The 19,350-nt window shown below is 52.9% G+C and carries 21 protein-coding genes; 17 read left to right on the top strand and 4 right to left on the bottom strand.

Translation table 11 applies throughout. The features are described 5' to 3' along the window. Positions 1–5 precede the first annotated feature (5 nt). From BN6471_RS02985 to BN6471_RS02970, 4 genes are read left to right on the top strand one after another with little or no spacing between them, the layout of a single operon-like run. Positions 6–1,013, top strand: a complete 1,008-nt coding sequence (locus BN6471_RS02985; RefSeq protein WP_066645393.1) for an ABC transporter permease — start codon at positions 6–8, stop codon at positions 1,011–1,013. A gap of 13 nt (positions 1,014–1,026) precedes the next feature. Next, positions 1,027–2,040, top strand: a complete 1,014-nt coding sequence (locus tag BN6471_RS02980; RefSeq protein WP_066645391.1) for an ABC transporter permease — start codon at positions 1,027–1,029, stop codon at positions 2,038–2,040. Continuing rightward, positions 2,037–3,047, top strand: a complete 1,011-nt coding sequence (locus BN6471_RS02975) for a dihydroxyacetone kinase subunit DhaK (protein WP_066645389.1) — start codon at positions 2,037–2,039, stop codon at positions 3,045–3,047. The genes BN6471_RS02980 and BN6471_RS02975 overlap by 4 nt, the downstream gene beginning before the upstream one ends. Before the next feature lie 21 nt (positions 3,048–3,068). Beyond that, positions 3,069–3,692 (top strand): dihydroxyacetone kinase family protein, encoded by a 624-nt coding sequence (locus BN6471_RS02970; RefSeq protein WP_066645387.1) that lies wholly within the window; start codon positions 3,069–3,071, stop codon positions 3,690–3,692. 153 nt (positions 3,693–3,845) lie between these two features. On the opposite strand, the gene BN6471_RS02965 is transcribed toward BN6471_RS02970, so the two are convergent. Next, positions 3,846–4,850, bottom strand: coding sequence for a LacI family DNA-binding transcriptional regulator (locus BN6471_RS02965; protein ID WP_066645385.1), 1,005 nt, complete (start codon positions 4,848–4,850; stop codon positions 3,846–3,848). A 131-nt stretch (positions 4,851–4,981) separates the two neighbouring features. Between BN6471_RS02965 and BN6471_RS02960 the strand changes: the two genes are divergently transcribed. Further along, positions 4,982–6,157, top strand: coding sequence for an iron-containing alcohol dehydrogenase (locus BN6471_RS02960; RefSeq protein WP_066645382.1), 1,176 nt, complete (start codon positions 4,982–4,984; stop codon positions 6,155–6,157). A gap of 56 nt (positions 6,158–6,213) precedes the next feature. Here BN6471_RS02960 and BN6471_RS02955 read toward each other — a convergent pair whose 3' ends face one another. Further along, the gene (locus tag BN6471_RS02955; RefSeq protein WP_066645381.1) at positions 6,214–6,426 is read right to left on the bottom strand and encodes a hypothetical protein; all 213 of its coding nucleotides are present in this window, start codon (positions 6,424–6,426) and stop codon (positions 6,214–6,216) included. Positions 6,427–6,577: 151 nt separating this feature from the next. Between BN6471_RS02955 and BN6471_RS02950 the strand changes: the two genes are divergently transcribed. The 8 genes from BN6471_RS02950 (at position 6,578) to BN6471_RS02915 (ending at position 13,674) form a co-directional block, all read left to right on the top strand. Further along, positions 6,578–7,375, top strand: a complete 798-nt coding sequence (locus BN6471_RS02950) for a glycosyltransferase family 2 protein (protein WP_162270170.1) — start codon at positions 6,578–6,580, stop codon at positions 7,373–7,375. Between the two features lie 37 nt (positions 7,376–7,412). Continuing rightward, on the top strand, positions 7,413–8,300 hold the full coding sequence (rfbA, locus tag BN6471_RS02945) for a glucose-1-phosphate thymidylyltransferase RfbA (RefSeq protein WP_066645377.1): 888 nt from the start codon (positions 7,413–7,415) through the stop codon (positions 8,298–8,300). Next, positions 8,297–8,842 carry a dTDP-4-dehydrorhamnose 3,5-epimerase gene (gene rfbC / locus BN6471_RS02940; RefSeq protein ID WP_066645375.1) on the top strand — a complete coding sequence of 182 codons (546 nt, stop codon included), beginning with the start codon at positions 8,297–8,299 and terminating at the stop codon, positions 8,840–8,842. Before rfbA ends, rfbC begins: the two co-directional genes overlap by 4 nt. A 3-nt stretch (positions 8,843–8,845) precedes the next feature. Further along, positions 8,846–9,334, top strand: coding sequence for a YbaK/EbsC family protein (locus BN6471_RS02935; RefSeq protein WP_066645373.1), 489 nt, complete (start codon positions 8,846–8,848; stop codon positions 9,332–9,334). Between the two features lies 1 nt (position 9,335). Further along, positions 9,336–10,355 carry a dTDP-glucose 4,6-dehydratase gene (gene rfbB / locus BN6471_RS02930; protein ID WP_066645371.1) on the top strand — a complete coding sequence of 340 codons (1,020 nt, stop codon included), beginning with the start codon at positions 9,336–9,338 and terminating at the stop codon, positions 10,353–10,355. A gap of 9 nt (positions 10,356–10,364) precedes the next feature. Next, complete coding sequence (gene rfbD, locus BN6471_RS02925; protein WP_066645369.1) at positions 10,365–11,219, top strand: dTDP-4-dehydrorhamnose reductase; 855 nt, start codon at positions 10,365–10,367, stop codon at positions 11,217–11,219. Between the two features lies 1 nt (position 11,220). After that, positions 11,221–12,138 (top strand): glycosyltransferase family 2 protein, encoded by a 918-nt coding sequence (locus BN6471_RS02920; protein WP_066645368.1) that lies wholly within the window; start codon positions 11,221–11,223, stop codon positions 12,136–12,138. A gap of 144 nt (positions 12,139–12,282) precedes the next feature. Beyond that, positions 12,283–13,674, top strand: coding sequence for an MATE family efflux transporter (locus BN6471_RS02915; RefSeq protein ID WP_066645366.1), 1,392 nt, complete (start codon positions 12,283–12,285; stop codon positions 13,672–13,674). Positions 13,675–13,723: 49 nt separating this feature from the next. On the opposite strand, the gene BN6471_RS02910 is transcribed toward BN6471_RS02915, so the two are convergent. Beyond that, a complete protein-coding gene (locus BN6471_RS02910) occupies positions 13,724–13,897 on the bottom strand; it encodes a zinc-ribbon domain-containing protein (protein WP_066645364.1) in 174 nt (57 codons plus the stop codon). Positions 13,898–14,180: 283 nt separating this feature from the next. On the opposite strand from BN6471_RS02910, the gene BN6471_RS02905 reads away from it, so the two are divergent. From BN6471_RS02905 to rho, 4 genes are all read left to right on the top strand, one after another. Further along, the gene (locus BN6471_RS02905) at positions 14,181–14,609 is read left to right on the top strand and encodes a YwiB family protein (protein ID WP_066645357.1); all 429 of its coding nucleotides are present in this window, start codon (positions 14,181–14,183) and stop codon (positions 14,607–14,609) included. A gap of 47 nt (positions 14,610–14,656) precedes the next feature. Further along, positions 14,657–15,325, top strand: coding sequence for an MBL fold metallo-hydrolase (locus BN6471_RS02900; protein ID WP_066645356.1), 669 nt, complete (start codon positions 14,657–14,659; stop codon positions 15,323–15,325). A gap of 126 nt (positions 15,326–15,451) precedes the next feature. Further along, positions 15,452–16,936 carry a DUF1846 domain-containing protein gene (locus BN6471_RS02895; protein ID WP_066645353.1) on the top strand — a complete coding sequence of 495 codons (1,485 nt, stop codon included), beginning with the start codon at positions 15,452–15,454 and terminating at the stop codon, positions 16,934–16,936. A 346-nt stretch (positions 16,937–17,282) separates the two neighbouring features. After that, complete coding sequence (rho, locus tag BN6471_RS02890) at positions 17,283–18,905, top strand: transcription termination factor Rho (protein ID WP_066645351.1); 1,623 nt, start codon at positions 17,283–17,285, stop codon at positions 18,903–18,905. Between the two features lie 51 nt (positions 18,906–18,956). Here rho and BN6471_RS02885 read toward each other — a convergent pair whose 3' ends face one another. Further along, complete coding sequence (locus BN6471_RS02885; RefSeq protein WP_066645349.1) at positions 18,957–19,313, bottom strand: hypothetical protein; 357 nt, start codon at positions 19,311–19,313, stop codon at positions 18,957–18,959. Between the last annotated feature and the right edge of the window lie 37 nt (positions 19,314–19,350).

Raw genomic sequence — 19,350 nt, 5'->3', positions numbered from 1 at the left:
TCGTTATGGATAAATCAAATAAATTTGTAAAAAATAATATTTTTACTTCAAACCAGGCGATTGTTATCTATATCATTATCGGCCTGTGCCTGATGATCGGCATCGCAAACAACGCATTTTTCAGCGCAAATACCGCGGTCGATACGGCGCGCGCGATGCTGACCATGCTGATGTTCGCCATGTGTGAAATGATCGTTATTATTTCCGGCGGGATCGACGTATCGTTTCCGGCGTTCGCGTCGTTTGCGATGTACTTGACCACCAAAATGATGATCGACAACGGCTGGGACGGCGTTTTGCCGGCGTTCCTGATTGCGGCCGGCATCGGTGCGGGACTCGGATTGATCAACGCCTTTTTGGTCGGCACATTCAAAATCCCGACGCTGATTGCGACTTTGGGAACGAGCAGCCTCATAAACGGCGCGCTGCTGGCTTTTGTGGGTACGAATGAAATTTCCAACCTGCCGTCTCAGCTCGACGCCGCGTCCAAATCCTTCCTCTTCCAGGTAGGGTCGGCGGACAAGGTATCTTCGATGTCGGTGTTTATCATCCTGCCGATCGTGCTGTGCGTGGTAGTATGGTTCCTGCTCAAATATACGATGCTGGGCCGTTCCATTTACGCCATTGGCGGCGACCAGAATTCGGCGCGCAGGGCTGGCTTCAACGTAGTCAAGACGCAATATTTCATTTATATTTTTGTAGGCGTCATTGTGGGCATCACAGGTATGACATATACGCTTTTGGCCCGCAACTCAAACCCCATGAACCTGATGGGCAGCGAAATGATGGTCATTGCGGCTGTCGTTCTGGGCGGCGCGAGGATCACAGGGGGGCACGGCAGCGTGCTCGGAACGATACTCGGCGTGGCACTGATCAGTATTGTGCAGAACAACCTGATCATGCTGGGGGTTCCCACCTATTGGCAGACATTCGTCATTGGCGTCCTGATCATCGTGGGCTGCTCGATTACGTCCATCAAGGCGAAGCGCATCGCGCTCAGCCCGAAGATTTGAGGGGGTGTGACTTATGGAAAAGACGAAAGTTAACGTATTTAAATCCATCGATAAGAATATCCTGTGGTTGGCGCTGATCATCATTGGCCTCGTGGTCTGGATGACGGTAGCCGCTCCCAGCAATTTCTGGAAAGGCGCGACCTTCCAGTCCATGGCTTACCAGTTCCCGGAATTCGGTATTATGTCCCTGGGTATGATGCTGTGCATGATCGCCGGCGGGATCGACCTGTCCGTCGTTGGTATTTCCAACCTTGCGGGCATCGTGGCAGCGGTCATTATGCAGGCTGCGGGAGAAAACGTGAGCGGCGGTATCATCGTGGCGTCCCTCGTGGTTGCGGTGGCGGTCGGTGCGGGCGCGGGCGCGTTCAACGGTATCATGATCGGCAACCTGCGTATCCCGGCAATGCTCGTTACCTTGTCCTCGCAGCAGATCTTTATGGGCCTGGGCATCGCGATTACAAAAGGGCCTGCGATCAGCGGCCTGCCGGAAAGCTTCACGGCGATCGCCAACGGCCTGGTGTTCAATGCGATCCCGATCCCGTTGTTTATCTTCATCGCGGTGGTCGTGGTATTGTTCCTGGTATTGCGCTTTACCGTATATGGCCAGCAGCTGTACCTGATGGGTGCAAACCCGACGGCTTCGGCGTATTCCGGCATCAACAATTTCGGCGTGACCATGAAAACATACATGGCGTCCGGGATCATGGCGGCAGTCGCGGGCATCATCGTGGCTTCGCACTATGGCTCGGCAAAGGCGGACTACGGTACCTCTTACCAGCTGCTGACGCTGCTGATCGTTATCCTCGGGGGTATCTCGCCGTCGGGCGGCAAAGGAAAGCTGGCAGGGGTGGTGCTTTCCATCCTGGTACTGCAGATCATTTCCAGCGCCTTTAACATCCTGCGCTTTGATTCCTACCTGAAGACCTTTGTGTACGGGCTTGTCATGATCGGCGTTATGATGGTGCAGTATGGCGCGGAGGTATACGGCGGACGGCCTAAAAAATTAAAAGTGAGGAAAACGTCATGAAGAAAATAATCAACAAATCGGAAGATTTTATCAAGGAAATGCTGGAGGGCATCTACCTTGCGCATGGCGACATGGTCGGCTATGCGGGGAATGACCTGCACTGCCTTGTCAGCAAATATAAAAAACCGGGCAAGGTCGGGATCGCCACAGGCGGCGGCAGCGGACACCTGCCGCTGTTCCTCGGCTATGTCGGAGAGGGCATGCTCGACGGCTGCTCCATCGGCGACGTATTCCAGTCCCCGAGTGCGGAACAGATGTTCGAGGTGACGAAAGAAATCGATTCAGGCGCGGGCGTGCTGTATATCTACGGGAATTACAACGGCGATATTTTCAACTTCGATATGGCGGCCGAAATGGCGGATTTTGAAGCGGATATCAAAGTGCAGAGCGTTGTCGCGGGCGAGGACGTCGCTTCGGCGGGCCCGGCGGCCCCGGGGGCGAAAAACACGCGGCGCGGCGTTGCGGGCATCTTCTTTGTCTATAAATGCGCGGGTGCGGCGGCAGAAGAAATGATGCCGCTTGACGAAGTCAAGCGTATCGCGGAAAAAGCATGTGCGAACGTGCGCACGATGGGCGTTGCCCTAACGCCGTGCGTCGTTCCGCGCGTAGGCAAACCGAGCTTTGAGATCGCTGGCGACGAGATGGAGATCGGCATGGGCATCCATGGCGAACCGGGTATCCGCCGCGGCAAGCTTTTGCCGGCAGACGAAATCGTTGCGGAAATGATGGAGCCCATCATCGCGGATATCCCCTATGTATCGGGCGATGAAGTGGCAGTGCTTATCAACGGTCTCGGCGGCACGCCTTTGGAAGAGCAGTATGTCGTATACCGCAAGGTCGATGAGATCTTAAAAGCAAAGGGGATCAAACCATATAAGGTGTATGTCGGCGAATATGCGACGTCCCTTGAAATGGCAGGTATGTCCATTTCACTGTTAAAGCTGGACGACGAGCTGAAGAAACTGGTTGATAAACCGGCCAACACACCTTTCTTCAAACAGATATAGCGGCTTTAGGAGGCGATAGAAATGAATCAGAAAGACTTACTGAACGTGCTTGCGTGCTGGAAAAAAATTATGGCGCAAAGCCGCGATTACCTGATCGAGATCGATGGCGTGGTAGGCGACGGCGATCTCGGCCTTACGATGAGCGACGGTTTTGCCGCAGCATACGATGCGGTGGCGGCCGGTGAAGAAAAAGACCTTGGCAAGATGCTGTATTTCGGCGGCAAGGCCATGTCAACGGCAGTCCCGTCCACAATGGGTACGCTGATGGCGTCCGGGCTCATGAATGCGGGCAAGGTGCTGAAGGGAAAAGAAGAGCTGGATACACAGGATGTGGCCGCGCTGTTCCAGGCATACCTTGACGGCGTCATGAACCGCGGGAGCGCGAAGGTGGGGGATAAAACGTTCCTCGACGGGCTGTATCCGGCGGTCGAATCCCTGAAAAAGGACGCAGCGGCGGGAGCAGACCTCAAAACGATGGCTGAAAACGCGAAAAAGGCTGCGGAAGAAGGATTCCTCGCTACAAAAGGGATGCTGGCAGTACACGGACGTGCGGCGACCCGCGGAGAAGCGTCCCGCGAGCTCCTGGATCCGGGCGCGGCGGTTGCAAAGCTGCTGATGGAAGGCTTTGCGGACGCGGTCGCATAACAATGGTATAGCTTCTAAGCATAGATGATGGAAAAGGCGGACAGAAATGTCTGCCTTTCCTCTCTTTGTTACAATCCGCTGCTGTTCCCGCTTGCGAGCGCAACAAAAAGCGTACTGCCAGAAGGCAGCACGCTTAAAGGAGAGAAAAGAAGATTATTTTTTCCTGGGCGGGCAGGTGCTTTGCCGCTCTACGAGGCGCGACCCCAAAAGTATTTTGACATTGCTGTTGATCGGGTCTTCCTGCATCCGTTCGCATAACCTGCGTACAGCGCGGCGGCCGATCCTGCGCCGCGGTACGCGCATCGTGGTCAGCGGCGGGTCGGAAATCGTGCAATAGGGGATATCGTCAAAGCCCATGATGGAAATATCGTCCGGGATCTTATACCCGGCCTCCTGCAAGGCTTTCATAGCGCCAAGCGCGATGGTATCGTTGTCGGCAAAGGCTGCCGTCGGGAATTTTGCGCCATTGCCGATGTATTCCTTCATGGAATCATATGCGCCGTCCAGCGTGGGCGTCAGCTCAAAGGTATTGGTGCACGTGAGGCCGAGGGCCCCGCAACAATCGTAAAAGGCCAGGCTTCGCTCATGGAAGTTTGAGATTTCGGTGGAGCTTTTGAAGTACGCCACCTCGCTGTGGCCAAGGTCAGAGAGATACTTCAGCGCGAAATAGGTGGTTTCCTGGTTGTTCATCACAACGCACTCATAAGGCTCGCGCGACATGATGTTGTCCACGATGACCATCGGCGTTGCGATCGTCTTCAAAAGCGGATAATCGGCAGGAGGGATCTCCGTACCAAGCAGGATGATACCGTCGGAGGTGTCCTCCTGAAGGATCTTCAGCGCCTGCTTGAAATTGCCCTTTACTGTCGTGATGATCAGGTTATACCCCATTTCACGGCATTCGGCCTCCACGGCGTCGATGATCGTTGAAATAAAGCCGGCATTCCCGTCAACGATCATACTGTGATCCTTGTACTTCAAGAAGCGGATATTCTTCATCGGAACCTTGTTTTTGGGCGGAAGCTTATAGTCATATTCTTTTAATATGTTCTGGATGCGTTTTCTTGTTTCGTCGCCTACGCCCGGTTTATTGTTTAATACGAGTGAGATCGTAGCGGGCGAGACGTTCGCAAGGCGTGCGATTTCCCGGATTGTCATAATAAGAACCTACCTGATGAAAGTTTTCTACTTTATTATATATAATCATACCATTTGGTGAACGAGAAGGCAACTGTTTAATAAAAAATTTATATATTTTACTAAACAAATAAATGAAGGAGTGAGAATCAATGAAAAATTTTGTAGCGGAAGTTCCGGAAAAGATCGTATTCGGCGCAGGCGTGCTGCACGAGCTGGGGAAATACGCGGAAGGCCTGGGGAAGAAAGCGTTTATCGTGACAGGACAAAGCGTGAGGCCGGAAAAAACGGCGCTGCTTGAGACCGTAAAAGGGCAGCTTAAGCAGGCGGGCATGGAAACGGTTTTGTTTGCGGAAGTGGAACAAAACCCGACCACCACCACATGCGATCGCGGTGCGCGCCTCGCGCGCGAAAGCGGCTGCGATGTGGTCGTCGGAGTAGGCGGGGGCAGCCCGATGGACGCCTCCAAATTCATTGCCCTGCTTGCCGCTTCGGGCGGCAGCGCCGCTGATTATATCCCGGGCGGGAAGTTCGCCGATACGGACGACAGGGAGCTTAAGTGCCTGCCCATCATCGCGGTCACAACGACCTCGGGAACGGGCAGTGAGGCGACGCCGTTCGCCGTGGTGACAAACCCGGAAAACAGCAATAAACCGGGTACGGGGCACGATTTCTGGTATCCGACGGTTTCCATCGTCGATCCCGAGCTGACGCTGACCTTGCCCGAAAAGGTGACGGTCAATACCGGGCTTGACGTGTTTTTCCATGCGTTTGAGGCCTATGTATGCAAGGATGCAAACGAATACGCGGATATGTTTGCCAAACGCGCGATCGAGCTGGTTGTGGACAACCTGAAAAAATGCGTGGACAATCCGCAGGACTTAGAAGCGCGCAGCGCGATGTCCCTTGCCAATATGCTTGCGGGCACGGCGATTTCGCTCGGCGGCACGTTCGCGATCCATGGCATGGGGCACAGCATCAGCGGACATTTCGGCGCGATCCATGGCGAAACGCTGTGTGCGCTGGGGCCGGCGCTGACAGAGTATTCCTACCAGGGGAACATCCCCAAATTTGCCAAGGTGGCAGTGTTGCTGGGCGCAGACCCGCAGCAGGGGGAAGAAGAGCTCGCGCGCGGATGCGCGGATCAGCTCCGTGCGTTTTTGGCGGCCTTCGGCAGGGACATCACGATCTCGTCGCTGGGCGTTACCGAGCAGTCCATCCCGTCCCTTGCAGACGACGCCCTGTTTGCGATGCGCGGCGCGATTGAAGCAACTCCCGTAGCCATGACACGGCAGGATATCATCGACGTATATATGAAATCTATGTGATTCAAGAGATACAACAAAAAAGCCCCGCCTTAAGGCGGGGCTTTGCCTTTTAAAATTCAGTCAAATAATCCCGTGGGCTGCGCAGGATCGTGCTGCTGTGCCCAGCGCTCCTGGAATGCCTGATACTGGGGCGATAACTTGTACTCCGCTACCTTTGTATTGAACATTTGCACCATGCTGAGCACAAAAAATACAATCAACGCCGTCACAACAACGACCGTGATCACATTGCCGCGTATCTTTTTTTGTTTCTTTGAATCGTTTTCCATAAGTAATCCACCCTTTTTGGATCCTGCCTTTATTATACACCGGCCCTGCGGAATACGCAATCCATATCCCCGTAAATTACAGATGGAAAATACCGCGGTTTATTGATATAATATTACAGAGTTCATGAAGGCTCGCCGGAGGGTAGCGAATTTGAAATATGACGTAACGGTCAGCATCGTAAACTATAACAACTATGAGAAAGCGCGCCAGGCCATCCGGACGCTTCTTGAATATACGCACGGCGTGCGCATGAAGATCTATTTGGTCGACAATGCGTCCAAGGACGACAGCGCGGTGCGCCTGGCGGATGAGTTTTCGGCGATCGGCGTTGTGTTCAGCGATAAAAACCTGGGGTTTGGCGCGGGACATAACCTGGTTCTTGACCTGATCGATTCGGATTTCCACGCGATCGTCAACCCGGATATCATCCTGCACAGCGACATCCTGGCGGAGCTCACGGGCTTCCTGCGTAAAAACCCGGATATCGGGCTGTGTACCCCGGCGGTACGCTACACAAACGGCGACCCGCAGTATTTGCCCAAACGCAATCCCAAGTTGAAATATTTGATCGCAAACCGTACGCCCGGGAAAAAATGGGAGAACCTGCGCAGGCATTATAAGATGCTGGATGAAGACCTCACGGAGGTCACGGATATCGAATTTGCCAGCGGGTGCTTTTTATTAGTCCGCACAGAGCTTTTTAAGCAGATCGGCGGATTTGACGAACGGTATTTCATGTATTTTGAAGATGCGGATTTGTCGCGCATGGCGCTTCAGATCGCGCGCGTCGTCTTTTACCCGTACGATTACGTGGTGCACGATTATGCACGCAGCAGCGCGCACAGCTTGCGCTATTTACTGATCCACATCGGTTCCATGTTCAAGTACTTCTGGAAGTGGCGCGGCAAAGCGCAGCCGCTTGACACAGGGAAGCAAAAAAAGTTATGATAATGCAGTAAAATACCCATGGAAAAAGGGGGAAGCTATGAAGGGAATTATACTTGCGGGAGGCTCGGGAACGCGCCTGTATCCGCTCACGATCATGTCCAGCAAACAACTTTTGCCGGTTTACGACAAGCCGATGATTTATTATCCGCTTTCCACGCTCATGCTGGCGGGCATCAAGGATATCCTGATCATTTCGACGCCTGTCGACCTGCCGCGCTTTAAAAGCCTGCTGGGGGACGGTTCGCAGTTCGGGATTTCGCTTTCCTATAAGGAGCAGCCGTCGCCGGACGGCCTTGCGCAAGCCTTCATTATCGGTGAGGAATTTATCGCGGGCGATACGTGCGCGATGATCTTAGGCGACAATATCTTTTACGGGAACGGGCTTTCCCAGTTGATGGCGGAGGCGGTAGCCAATGCGGACAGCGGCCGGGCTACCGTATTTGGTTACTACGTGGACGACCCGGAGCGTTTTGGCATCGTGGAGTTCGACCAGGACGGCAAGGCGCTTTCTGTGGAAGAAAAACCGCAGGATCCAAAATCCAACTATGCGATTACCGGCCTTTACTTCTACGACAACCGCGTATCGAAATATGCCAAGGCGTTAAAGCCAAGCGCGCGCGGCGAGCTCGAAGTGACAGACCTGAACGCAGTCTATTTAAAAGAGGGCGATCTTGACGTCAAGCTGATGGGGCGCGGCTATGCGTGGCTGGACACCGGGACGTTCGATTCGCTGATCGAGGCGGCGGAATTTGTACGCATGCTGCAAAAGCGGCAAGGCATCGTCATGTCCGCGCCGGAGGAGATCGCGTTTCGCAAAGGGTGGATCGACTGCGACACGCTTCGCAGCAGCGCCGCAAAATACGGCAAATCGCCGTACGGGGAGCATCTCAATGCAGTTGCGGAAGGGAAGGTGCTCGATATATGAAGCTCAAAGAAACAGGCATCGAAGGCCTGGTCGTCATAGAGCCGGACGTACACGGAGACCATCGCGGATGGTTCATGGAGACATACAGCAAACCAAAGTTTGAAGAGCTGGACATCACCTGTGAATTCGTACAGGACAACCAGTCGTTTTCCGCACAAAAAGGGACGTTGCGCGGGCTGCATTTCCAGAAAAACCCAATGGCGCAAGCAAAGCTGCTGCGCTGCACCCGCGGGAAGATCCTCGATGTGGCGGTGGATCTGAGAAAGGATTCCCCAACGTATAAAAAATGGTACGCGGTGGAACTTTCGGCAGAGAATAAACGCATGTTCTTTATGCCCAAGGGCATGGGGCACGGTTTTTTGACGCTCAGTGATGATGTAGAAGTACAATACAAGGTGGATGAGGTCTATTCGCCGGAATGTGACCGTTCTATCCGTTTCGACGACCCGGAGATCGGCGTTGAATGGGGCATCGAAAACCCGATCCTCTCGCAAAAAGATTTGCAGGCGCCGCTGCTCAAAGACAGTGATGTGGATTTTTAAGTGATGTCGGTAGAAACGGTAAAGCAATATTTTAAGCAGTTCGGCATAGACGGCAGGGTGCGCGAGCTGGAAGACTCCAGCGCGACGGTAGAGCTGGCGGCATTGGCCCTGGGGGTGCAGGGCGCGCGTATCGCAAAGACGTTGTCCTTCAAGGTGGGGGATCGGTGTGTGCTTATCGTGGCCGCGGGCGATGCCAAGATCGATAATGCACGGTACAAGGCGTATTTTGGCACGAAGGCAAAGATGCTCACAGCGCAGGAAGTGCCGGAGTTGACCGGGCATCCGGTGGGCGGCGTATGCCCGTTTGCCGTGCCAAAGGAAGTAAAGGTGTATCTGGATGAATCCCTCAAAAGGTTTGACACCGTGTTCCCCGCATGCGGGAGCGCAAACAGCGCGATCGAGCTTACGTGCGGCGAACTGATGCAATATGCAAAGGCGGCAGGATGGATCGACGTCTGCAAAAACTGGCAGGCAGAAGGAGAAGTTAAGTAAGATGAAGATACTGGTAACAGGCGGGGCAGGTTTTATTGGCAGCAACTTTGTGTTTCACATGCTGGAAAACCATCCGGACTATGAAATCGTGATACTGGATCTGCTCACCTATGCGGGCAATCTGGAAACCTTAAAGGATGTCCTTGACCGGCCGAATGTGAAGTTCGTCAAGGCAGATATCGCGGATCGGGAAGCGGTGTTTGCGCTGTTCGGGGAAGAACACCCGGACATCGTAGTAAACTTCGCGGCGGAGTCCCATGTCGACCGCTCGATCAAAGACCCGGGAATCTTCCTGCGTACGAATATTCTGGGAACGCAGGTGCTGATGGATGCATCGCGCGAATACGGCGTCAAGCGTTACCATCAGGTTTCGACAGACGAGGTTTACGGCGATTTGCCGCTCGACCGCCCAGATTTGTTCTTTACGGAAGAAACGCCCATTCATACATCCTCTCCCTATTCGGCGTCCAAGGCCGGCGCAGATTTACTGGTGCAGGCGTACCACAGGACGTTCCATTTGCCGGTTACGATTTCGCGCTGCTCGAACAACTACGGGCCGTACCATTTTCCGGAAAAGCTGATTCCGCTCATTATTTCCCGCGCGCTGGCGGACGAGAGCCTGCCGGTATACGGAACGGGGGAAAATGTGCGCGACTGGCTTTATGTGCGTGACCACTGCGCGGCTATCGACAGGATTATCCATGGCGGACGCGTGGGCGAGGTATATAATATCGGCGGGCATAACGAGCGTACGAACCTGCAGGTCGTAAAGACGATCTTAAAGCAGCTTAACAAGCCGGAAAGCCTGATCACGTATGTAAAAGACCGCGCGGGTCACGACCTGCGCTATGCGATCGACCCGACCAAGATGATGAATGAACTCGGCTGGGAACCCACGACGACGTTTGACGAGGGGATCGCGCAGACAGTGGATTGGTATCTTGCCAACGAAGGCTGGTGGAAGAATATTGTAAGCGGCGATTACCAGAATTATTACCAGAAGATGTACGCGGACAGATAGGAGCAAACGATGAAAGTATTGGTGACAGGGGTAAAGGGACAGCTCGGCTATGACGTGGTGCGGCACCTTGACTTGCGCGGCATCGAAAACCGCGGCGTGGATATCGCCGACTTCGACCTGACGGACGAGAAGGCCGTACTTTCGTATATCAGGGAATACGCGCCCACGAGCATCGTGCACTGCGCGGCCTATACGGCGGTGGATAAAGCGGAAAGCGACCGCGATACCTGCTTTGCGGTTAACGTCATGGGCACCAAGAACGTTGCGCTCGCGGCAAAAGCCGTCCAAGCGGAAATGATGTACATCAGTACGGATTACGTGTTCGACGGGTTTTCCAAGGATACACCGTGGGAGGCCGACGACCCCAAAAATCCACAGAATGTTTACGGTGAAACCAAATACGGCGGCGAGCTTGAGGTGCAAAAGCTGTTAAACGATTCTTATATCCTGCGCATCTGCTGGGTGTTCGGGAAAAACGGTGGTAATTTTGTAAAAACGATGCTGCGCCTGTCCGAAACGCTCGACGAAATTTCTGTGGTATGCGACCAGCACGGCGCGCCCACCTATACGTTTGATGTGGCATCCCTCATTTGCGACATGCTCGGTTCGCGCAAATACGGCGTATACCAGGCGTCCAACGAAGGCGACATCACCTGGTACGATTTTGCGAAAGAAATTTTTGCGCAGGCGGGCCGGCAGACGAAGGTGGTTCCCGTGACATCGGAAGAATATGCGAAAGAACATCCCACTGCGGCGGCGCGCCCCAAAAACTCGCGCCTTTCCAAGCAGACGCTTATTGACGGCGGCTTTGCGCGTTTGCCGGACTATAAAGACGCGGTCGCGCGTTATTTAAAAGAGATTTGATATGCAGCCGCTGGTTTCCGTCGTCATCCCATCCTATAACTACGAAAAATATATCCGGCAGGCGCTCGGCTGTGTTGCTGCGCAAACGTACAGGAATATTGAGCTTGTGGTGGTCGACGATTGCTCGCAGGATAACAGCTGGCAGGAGATTTTGTCGGTTGCGCAGGACGAACTTTTCCGAGAGCGTTTCCCTGGCCGTATCGTGATCTCCCGAAACGAACGGAATATGGGCGCGCACGCCACGATCAACGCAGGGATCGCGGCGGCTTCCGGACAGTATATCGCCATATTGAACGCGGACGACCTGTTTGAAGAAAACCGCTTCACTGCGATGATGCAGGCCATACGGGAAAAAGGCAGCATGTGGGGGTTTTCCAAAGTGCGCTGCATCGATGCGGACGGACGGCGATTGGAAAGCGGGCAGGCAACGGCTTTTGAAAAAATACAGGACAAGATCGCGGGCAAACGGTTCATCGCGCTTAGTGCGGTGGCGGAAAACGTGAGTATTTCCACCGGCAACCTGCTTTTTGAACGCAGCCTTTACGAAGCGGTTGGAGGTTTTAAAAATTATAAATACGTGCACGATTACGATTTCTTCCTGCGCGCGTGCCTGTATGACGAACCGGCCTATACCGACAAAACAGCCTATCTTTACCGCCTGCACGGCGGGAATTCCTTTCTGTCCCTGCACGAAGAAGGCGTGCGCGAAAACCGCGTGGTGTGGCTGGAGTTTTACCGCGAGGTGCAAAAGGGAAACGTCAAAAACCGTGTGATCCTCGAAAACCCGGATTATGCGGATGAATTCTACGGCGCCGTCTGTGCGGAAGGCGACAAGAAAAGAGCGCTGTGGAAACTGGCAAAAAACCCGTTTGCGCGTGCGGGGCTCAAAGTATTCAAAGCGCGGTACCACATGGATTGAGAGTGGATTTTTTTGCCGTTTTATCTGACGATTTTGCCCGCTTTTTTAAAAAACCTTTTTGGAAAAACGAAAATATGATATGATACGAACGGCTGTACAGGTCAGGACTGGCGCAGCGGTTTTTTATTTTTTAGCGAGGGCGTAATGGAAAGACTTAAGCTGAAGTCTAATAATAAATTTTTATTCCGGTGGTTTTTGTCGCTTGCCATTCCCGTAGGGCTGCAAAACCTCCTGACCTATTCGGTTGCGCTGATGGATTCCATCATGGTCGGATCGCTGGGAGAGGTGCAGCTATCGGCCGTCACGATCGCGAACCAGACCTTTTTCCTGCTGATGATCTGCATCTATGGGTTGGCAACGGGCGCAAGCGTATTGATCTCGCAATATTGGGGTGAAAAAGATACGCGCACGATCGCCAAAGTATTTGGTATCGTACTGCGCCTTTCGCTGCTCGCGGGCGCGGTTGCGACGGTAAGTGTGATCGCCGCCCCGTATCAGGTCATGGCAATGTATACCAACGATCATCAGGTGATCGAATATGGCGCACAATATTTGCCGCTGGTAGGGCTCTCCTTTCTGCCGTATGCGTTTACCAATACATACCTGACGTGCGTGCGCAGCGTAGAACGCGTAAAAATCGCAGTCATAACATACAGCATTTCTTTCGCGGTCAACGTGTTTTTCAACTATGTGTTTATTTTTGGAAAATTCGGCGCCCCGGCGATGGGCGTTGCGGGTGCGGCCATGGGTACGGTGATCGCGCGCCTCAGCGAACTTGCCATCGTACTGGTTTATGCCAAAAAAGAGCAGCGCGTCAAACTGTCGTTCAAGTGCCTGGTGCAAAATGATAAATTGCTGTGGAAGGATTACCTGCGCTATGCCCTGCCGGTTGTGGTCAACGAGATGGCATGGTCTGTCGGGATGTCCGTACAGACCTCGATCCTCGGGCATATGGGCGTTACCGCCGTCACAACCGTGGGTATTATTTCGACGGTTATGCGCGTTACAACGATTTTCGTATATGGCTCCGCCTCTGCGACGCTGGTGATCATTGGAAAATATATCGGGGAACAGCAATACGATACCGCCCGCAAATCGGCCAATGCCCTCGTATGGGCAAACATATTGATCGCCGGACTATCGGCGGCGGCGCTGCTGCTTTTGAAGAATGTATTTATGGGCCTTTATACGCTTACGCCCGAAACCTATGCCGCGCTTGATGCGACAATGTATGTCGCCGCGTTTATCGTGATCATGCAGGCCATCGGCCTTTCTTGCGTCGTGGGAGTGTTCCGCGGCGGCGGGGATACGATGTTCTGCATGATTTTGGATATCATAACCATGTGGGCGATGGCCCTGCCGCTCGGCGCGCTTGGCGGCTTTGTTTGGCATTTATCCATACCGGTTGTGTTTTTATTCCTGCGTTTTGACGAGGTGGTGAAGGTGTTTATATGCCTGTGGCGCCTAAAGAGCGGGAAATGGCTCAACAATGTGACGCGCGCAAACAAAGATAAAGATGCGTTTGCCGGATGCTGATAGATATGTATAAAAAAAGCCGCCTTATGGCGGCTCTTTTAATCGTTGCTTAGTCCTCGTAATCTCTCCTGAAATTATTGCGCTGCTGTTTCTTTGCTTTCCTGCAAGCCGGGCAGCGGACGGGTTCATTATCGAATCCTTTTTCCCTGAAAAATTCCTGCTCGCCCTCTGTAAACACAAACTCCGCTCCGCAATCCTTGCAGATTAATGTTTTGTCTGCCATTATTGACATCCTCCTGAAAAATTTTTGGGAAAACAGACCTGATCAAAGAATTCCCCCAAATAATTTTCGAAGGCAAGTTTTCATTGGCGGGCTATTTTCTGCTTGTATTTTAACACAGTAAATGGGAAAGAGACAACATTTTTTTACGAAATCAAAGGTTTTTTTCAATAAAATATTTTTGCAGGCGCCGATTCTGTGGTATAATAATTTATTAAGTACTATATCGTGTGGAAAAGACGACACAAGCTCATACCAGTGGGTATAGCGAGAGGAGGCGGTTTTGATGGTTCAAAATAACATTCTGCTGAATGTCCGTGGATATCAGGCCGATGAAGAAGATAACCATGAGATGGAACTGTTCACCGAGGGCATGCTGACATGCGACAACGGTAAATATACCATAGAATACGACGAGAGCGAATTATCAGGCATGGAAAATACGAGGACAAGCCTGATCATCGACGGGGATCGCGTACAGCTGAAGCGTACGGGCCTTGTCGAGACGGAATTTGTGTTTTTAAAAAGCCGTGTATTCGCGGCGGCTTACGATACGCCGTTCGGCATGATGGAGATGTCCGTGTTGCCGACGCAGGTATTAAGCGAGCTCTCTGCCGACAAGGGCAACATCGACCTGGAATACGTGATACGCGTGGGAGACCAGCAGGCCGTGAACAAGCTGAATATCAATTATAAATCGATACCCAAGGCATAGCACTATGCCTTTGACACAAGTTTTGTATTTTTGAGGAGGATATTTTTATGTTGATTGAATGGATTGGGCATTCTTGTTTCTATATTACGACGCAAGATGGAAAAACGATTATGATCGACCCGTACGATAATACGATCGGGCTGAAGGTACCGGAGAAAGCGCCGGATATCCTGCTTATTACGCATGATCATTTTGATCACTATAACCATGAATATGTGGATGGGCTAAAGCCCGGCTATACGCTGATCGAGAAACCCGGCGACAATATAGTGGACGGCGTCAAGATCAGGGGGATCGAGCTTGACCACGACGAAGAGGGCGGCGCGCAGCGCGGCAAGGTGGTCGCATACCTGATCGAAACGGACGGGATGCGCCTTCTGCACATGGGAGATGTGGGCGCGATGCCGCCGGACAGCTTTTTTGAAGCGATCGGAAAGATCGATATTTTGATGATCCCGGTCGGCGGGACTTATACGGTGGACGCCAAGGGCGCGCTCAACATCATGGACAGGATTCATCCCAATATCACGATCCCCATGCACTATTTAACGCCGGGGCTCAAGCTGGATATCGCTGGCTCGCACGATTTCCTCGCGCGTGCCGCAAGCAGGGAATACGACGTTTCCCGCATTGGCGGGGGGCTTTTTGATATTACGTCCGACAACCTGAAAAAGCGCAACAGGATCGTTGTCATGGAATGTACGCATTGTCCGTAAGAAGTGGGTAAAACGCCCTCCGGGCGGAGGATGATGGTATATATTTTGAAAACAGGAAATACTGCGGGTCTCCCGGGGTATTTTTTGTTGGGAAGTGTTTTGGGCGCGTAGATTCGGAGGTATCGTATGAAGATCGGTTTTGACAATGGCCTGTACATCAAAAAACAAACGGAGAAGATCCTTGAGCGGATCGACCAGTTCAAAGGGAAATTATATTTGGAATTCGGCGGCAAGCTGTTCGACGACTACCATGCGTCGCGCGTGCTTCCCGGGTTTGACGTCAACGGCAAGGCTAAGCTTCTGCAAAGTTTAAAAGACCAGGCGGAGATCATTTTTTGCATCAACGCCGGCGACATTGAAAAAAACAAGGTGCGGGCAGACCTCGGTATTACTTACGACCTTGACGTGCTGCGGCTGATCGATAACCTGCGTGGCATGGGCCTTTACGTGGGCAGCGTTGTCATCACGCAGTATACGGAACAGTATGCGGCGGACGTTTTCCGCCAGAGGCTGGAGCGGCGCGGCATCAAGACCTACATCCACCGCCATACCAAAGGGTATCCGTCCGAGATCGAGCTCATCGTGAGCGACGAAGGATACGGCATGAACCCATATATCGAAACGCAGCGCCCGCTCGTGGTCGTGACCGCGCCCGGCCCGGGCAGCGGGAAGCTGGCGACGTGCTTGTCGCAGCTCTACCACGAATACCGCCGTGGTAATATGGCGGGCTATGCGAAGTTCGAGACCTTCCCCATTTGGAATTTACCGCTCAAGCATCCGGTCAACATGGCCTACGAAGCGGCAACGTCGGATCTTAACGACGTCAACATGATCGATCCGTTCCATCTGGAAGCCTATGGAAAAACGGCGGTCAACTACAACCGAGATATCGACGCATTCCCCATCGTCAAAACGATCCTTGCGAAAATCACGGGCAGCAAGGAATATTACCAGTCCCCGACGGATATGGGCGTCAACATGGCGGGCTACGCCATTATCGACGACGAAGTATGCAGGCAGGCGGCCTGCCAGGAAGTGATCCGCCGCTATTACAATGCCCAGTGCGATTACAAAAAGGGCAATACCACGGCTGAAGCGCTGCAGAAAAACCTGATGCTCATGAAGCAGCTGGAACTGGAACCAAATGACCGCAAGGTCGTCGCGCCGGCGCTCGAAAAGGAACAGCTGACGGGCGTGCCGTCGGCAGCGCTTGAGCTGCCGGACGGAACCATCATCACCGGGAAAACGACGGAACTGATGAACAACGTGTCGAGCATGATCCTGAACGCCGTCAAGCAGCTGGGCAATATCTCTGACGAGATACGCCTCATTTCGCCCATCGCCTTAGAGCCCATCCTCAAGCTGAAAAGCGCAATCTTAAAGGAGCTCGATCCGATCCTCAATATCGAGGATGTGCTTGCGGCGCTTTCCATCAGCGCGGCCATGAACCCCACGGCAGAGGTGGGCATGACCAAGCTGAAGATGCTTGCCGGGTGCGAGGTGCATTCCACATGCATGCTCACGCAGGCGGACGAATCGGTGCTCAAGAAACTGAATATCAACCTAACGTGCGAGCCGGTTTATCCTTCCAAAGATTTATATTATATCTGAATTTTGTAAAAAAGGGCGTTTCCCGGGTATGGGAACGCCCTTTTTTGATGTAGGCGGGCGGGGAAAAGGCACGGATTTTGACGCTTTGTGACAGGAAGGGTAATAAATGTAATATTTTTGTATAAATATATCTAAAATCGTTGACAAACATAGGATTTTTGCGCATAATAAAGATGGTAGAAATGGAAATTTGTAGCAATCGGATATATAACAGTTTTTCCTGTATCAATTTTGTGTATATATAATTTCATTGCTCCCCAACATATTCAAAGTTTTTATTTGAAGCTGTTTGTTACTATTGTGTCTAATTATTTTGAATTTTTAACATACCAAAGGAGTACGATTCGTGAATACCAGTTTACTTGAAGACAAGAGTCTGGCTGATCTGAGGGAGATCGCAAAACTGGCAGGAGTCAAATCGCCTACAAAATACAAAAAGGCGGAACTTCTGTCAATGCTCTTAGAATTAGAGCAGCAGGGCGAAGAAAAACAGGCTGAAGAACAGGCTGTGGATATTTTTGGCATGGCAAGCATGCCCGCGCCCAAACCAAAACCCGAAAAGCCGGAAGAGAAGATAGCGGAAGAAAAACCCAAGCGCGCCGTACGGCCGCGCAAAAAGGCAGAAGAGCCCGCCGCCGCAGAAGCGGCCCCGGAAACGGATGCCAAGGCCGGCGCGCAGCAGGAGATCAAGCTTGACGATCTCGGGGATGCGGAAGAAGACGAGGGCCAGACCGGCTCCGGCCGCAGGCGCATCATCGAATATGTGCCCAACAACGACGCGGTCAACGAGATCCTGAACACAGGCGAATGTAAAGATGCCAACGGCATCTTAGAGGTACATTCCGAAGGATATGGGTTCCTGCGGAGCGAGAACTACCTGCCCGGCACCAAAGACGTTTATGTGTCGCAGGCGCAGATCCGTAAATTCAACCTAAAGACAGGGGACAAGGTGTGCGGCAAAACGCGTCCGTCAAAGGACGGGGAACGTTTGCTGGCGCTTTTGTATATCGAAACGGTCAACGGCGAGCCCGTGGAAAAATGCCAGAGCCGTCCGGCGTTTGAAACGCTGACGCCCATTTATCCGGAAGAACGGTTCACGCTGGAAAACGTGCGCGCGTCGCGCGACCTGGCGATCCGTATGATCGACCTGATTTCTCCCATCGGAAAAGGCCAGCGCGGCCTGATCGTGGCGCCGCCCAAGGCCGGTAAAACGATCCTCCTGAAGAAAATCGCCAACAGCATTACCACCAACTACCCGGAGGTGGAAATGATCGTGCTGCTGATCGACGAACGCCCGGAGGAAGTTACGGACATGCAGCGCTCCATCGCGGGCGAAGTGGTCTATTCCACCTTTGACGAACGCCCGGAAAACCATGCCCGCGTTGCGGATATGGTCATCGAGCGTGCGAAAAGGCTGGTGGAACACGGCCGCGACGTCGTCATTCTGCTCGATAGCCTGACGCGCCTCGGGCGGGCGCACAACCTTGTGGTACCGCCTTCCGGCAGGACGCTTTCCGGCGGTCTCGATCCGGCGTCGCTTTATAAGCCGAAACGCTTCTTCGGCGCGGCAAGGAATATCGAAGGCGGCGGGTCGCTGACGATCATTGCCACAGCGCTTGTGGATACGGGCTCGCGTATGGATGAGATCATCTACGAAGAGTTCAAGGGCACGGGCAACATGGAAATTCATCTTGACCGTAAGCTCTCGGAAAAACGCATTTTCCCGGCGGTGGATCTCGCCAAGTCGGGTACGCGGCGTGAAGACCTGCTCTTATCGCAAAAGGAGCTGGAAGGCACGTGGGCGCTCCGCAAGGCGCTGTCGTCAGGGAACACGACGGAGGTGACGGAGCAGCTGATCGGTATGCTCGTGCGCACGCAGACAAACGAAGAATTTCTTGCACGGCTCCATGAGTGGTTCCGCATCTGGGAAAAGGAAGGCTATAATTCCGGCGGGAATAGCCGCTACTAAAATACAGGCTGGTTTTCAAACGGTATCGCTGTAAGGGCGGTACCGTTTTTTTTATATTTTATTTTGCTTGCGCAGTTTCCGAAGCCGCCCAAGGTGTTTTTCCCAGCGGGCTTGTTCCTCAAGGAGGATATCCTTGACGTATTCCACGATCTGCCGCCCGCCGATTTCCTGTAATTTCTCGCTGTAAAGCTGTAGCAAGAGCCGCTTGCACGTCCGCTCGATGACCGCGTCGCCGGTGGAAAGCAGCATGACGGGCAAAAGGGCTTCATAGCCTTCAAAGTGGTCGATATCGATCTCCAGCATCAGGTCGCCGTATACGAGCGGGTCGTCGTAGCGCATCAGGTTTTGGATGATCTCCAACCCATCCACATTTTGCTCCAGGCATTCCAGGACTTTTTGGTTTGACATAATGATTCCTCCTTAATAAGATGACCTCTTAGCACCT

Origin of the sequence: Christensenella timonensis (assembly GCF_900087015.1) — a bacterium.
Taxonomy (GTDB): domain Bacteria; phylum Bacillota; class Clostridia; order Christensenellales; family Christensenellaceae; genus Christensenella; species Christensenella timonensis.
Note: the sequence above shows the minus strand (reverse complement) of the source record. Positions and strands in the feature narration are given on the sequence as shown.

Bases quoted from the DNA above. Each gene is read 5' to 3' on its own strand.
- BN6471_RS02985 (WP_066645393.1), top strand. From the start codon at position 6: ATGGATAAATCAAATAAATTTGTAAAAAATAATATTTTTACTTCAAAC.
- BN6471_RS02980 (WP_066645391.1), top strand. From the start codon at position 1,027: ATGGAAAAGACGAAAGTTAACGTATTTAAATCCATCGATAAGAATATC.
- BN6471_RS02975 (WP_066645389.1), top strand. From the start codon at position 2,037: ATGAAGAAAATAATCAACAAATCGGAAGATTTTATCAAGGAAATGCTG.
- BN6471_RS02970 (WP_066645387.1), top strand. From the start codon at position 3,069: ATGAATCAGAAAGACTTACTGAACGTGCTTGCGTGCTGGAAAAAAATT.
- BN6471_RS02965 (WP_066645385.1), bottom strand. From the start codon at position 4,850: ATGACAATCCGGGAAATCGCACGCCTTGCGAACGTCTCGCCCGCTACG.
- BN6471_RS02960 (WP_066645382.1), top strand. From the start codon at position 4,982: ATGAAAAATTTTGTAGCGGAAGTTCCGGAAAAGATCGTATTCGGCGCA.
- BN6471_RS02955 (WP_066645381.1), bottom strand. From the start codon at position 6,426: ATGGAAAACGATTCAAAGAAACAAAAAAAGATACGCGGCAATGTGATC.
- rfbA (WP_066645377.1), top strand. From the start codon at position 7,413: ATGAAGGGAATTATACTTGCGGGAGGCTCGGGAACGCGCCTGTATCCG.
- rfbC (WP_066645375.1), top strand. From the start codon at position 8,297: ATGAAGCTCAAAGAAACAGGCATCGAAGGCCTGGTCGTCATAGAGCCG.
- BN6471_RS02935 (WP_066645373.1), top strand. From the start codon at position 8,846: ATGTCGGTAGAAACGGTAAAGCAATATTTTAAGCAGTTCGGCATAGAC.
- rfbB (WP_066645371.1), top strand. From the start codon at position 9,336: ATGAAGATACTGGTAACAGGCGGGGCAGGTTTTATTGGCAGCAACTTT.
- rfbD (WP_066645369.1), top strand. From the start codon at position 10,365: ATGAAAGTATTGGTGACAGGGGTAAAGGGACAGCTCGGCTATGACGTG.
- BN6471_RS02920 (WP_066645368.1), top strand. From the start codon at position 11,221: ATGCAGCCGCTGGTTTCCGTCGTCATCCCATCCTATAACTACGAAAAA.
- BN6471_RS02915 (WP_066645366.1), top strand. From the start codon at position 12,283: ATGGAAAGACTTAAGCTGAAGTCTAATAATAAATTTTTATTCCGGTGG.
- BN6471_RS02910 (WP_066645364.1), bottom strand. From the start codon at position 13,897: ATGGCAGACAAAACATTAATCTGCAAGGATTGCGGAGCGGAGTTTGTG.
- BN6471_RS02905 (WP_066645357.1), top strand. From the start codon at position 14,181: ATGGTTCAAAATAACATTCTGCTGAATGTCCGTGGATATCAGGCCGAT.
- BN6471_RS02900 (WP_066645356.1), top strand. From the start codon at position 14,657: ATGTTGATTGAATGGATTGGGCATTCTTGTTTCTATATTACGACGCAA.
- BN6471_RS02895 (WP_066645353.1), top strand. From the start codon at position 15,452: ATGAAGATCGGTTTTGACAATGGCCTGTACATCAAAAAACAAACGGAG.
- BN6471_RS02885 (WP_066645349.1), bottom strand. From the start codon at position 19,313: ATGTCAAACCAAAAAGTCCTGGAATGCCTGGAGCAAAATGTGGATGGG.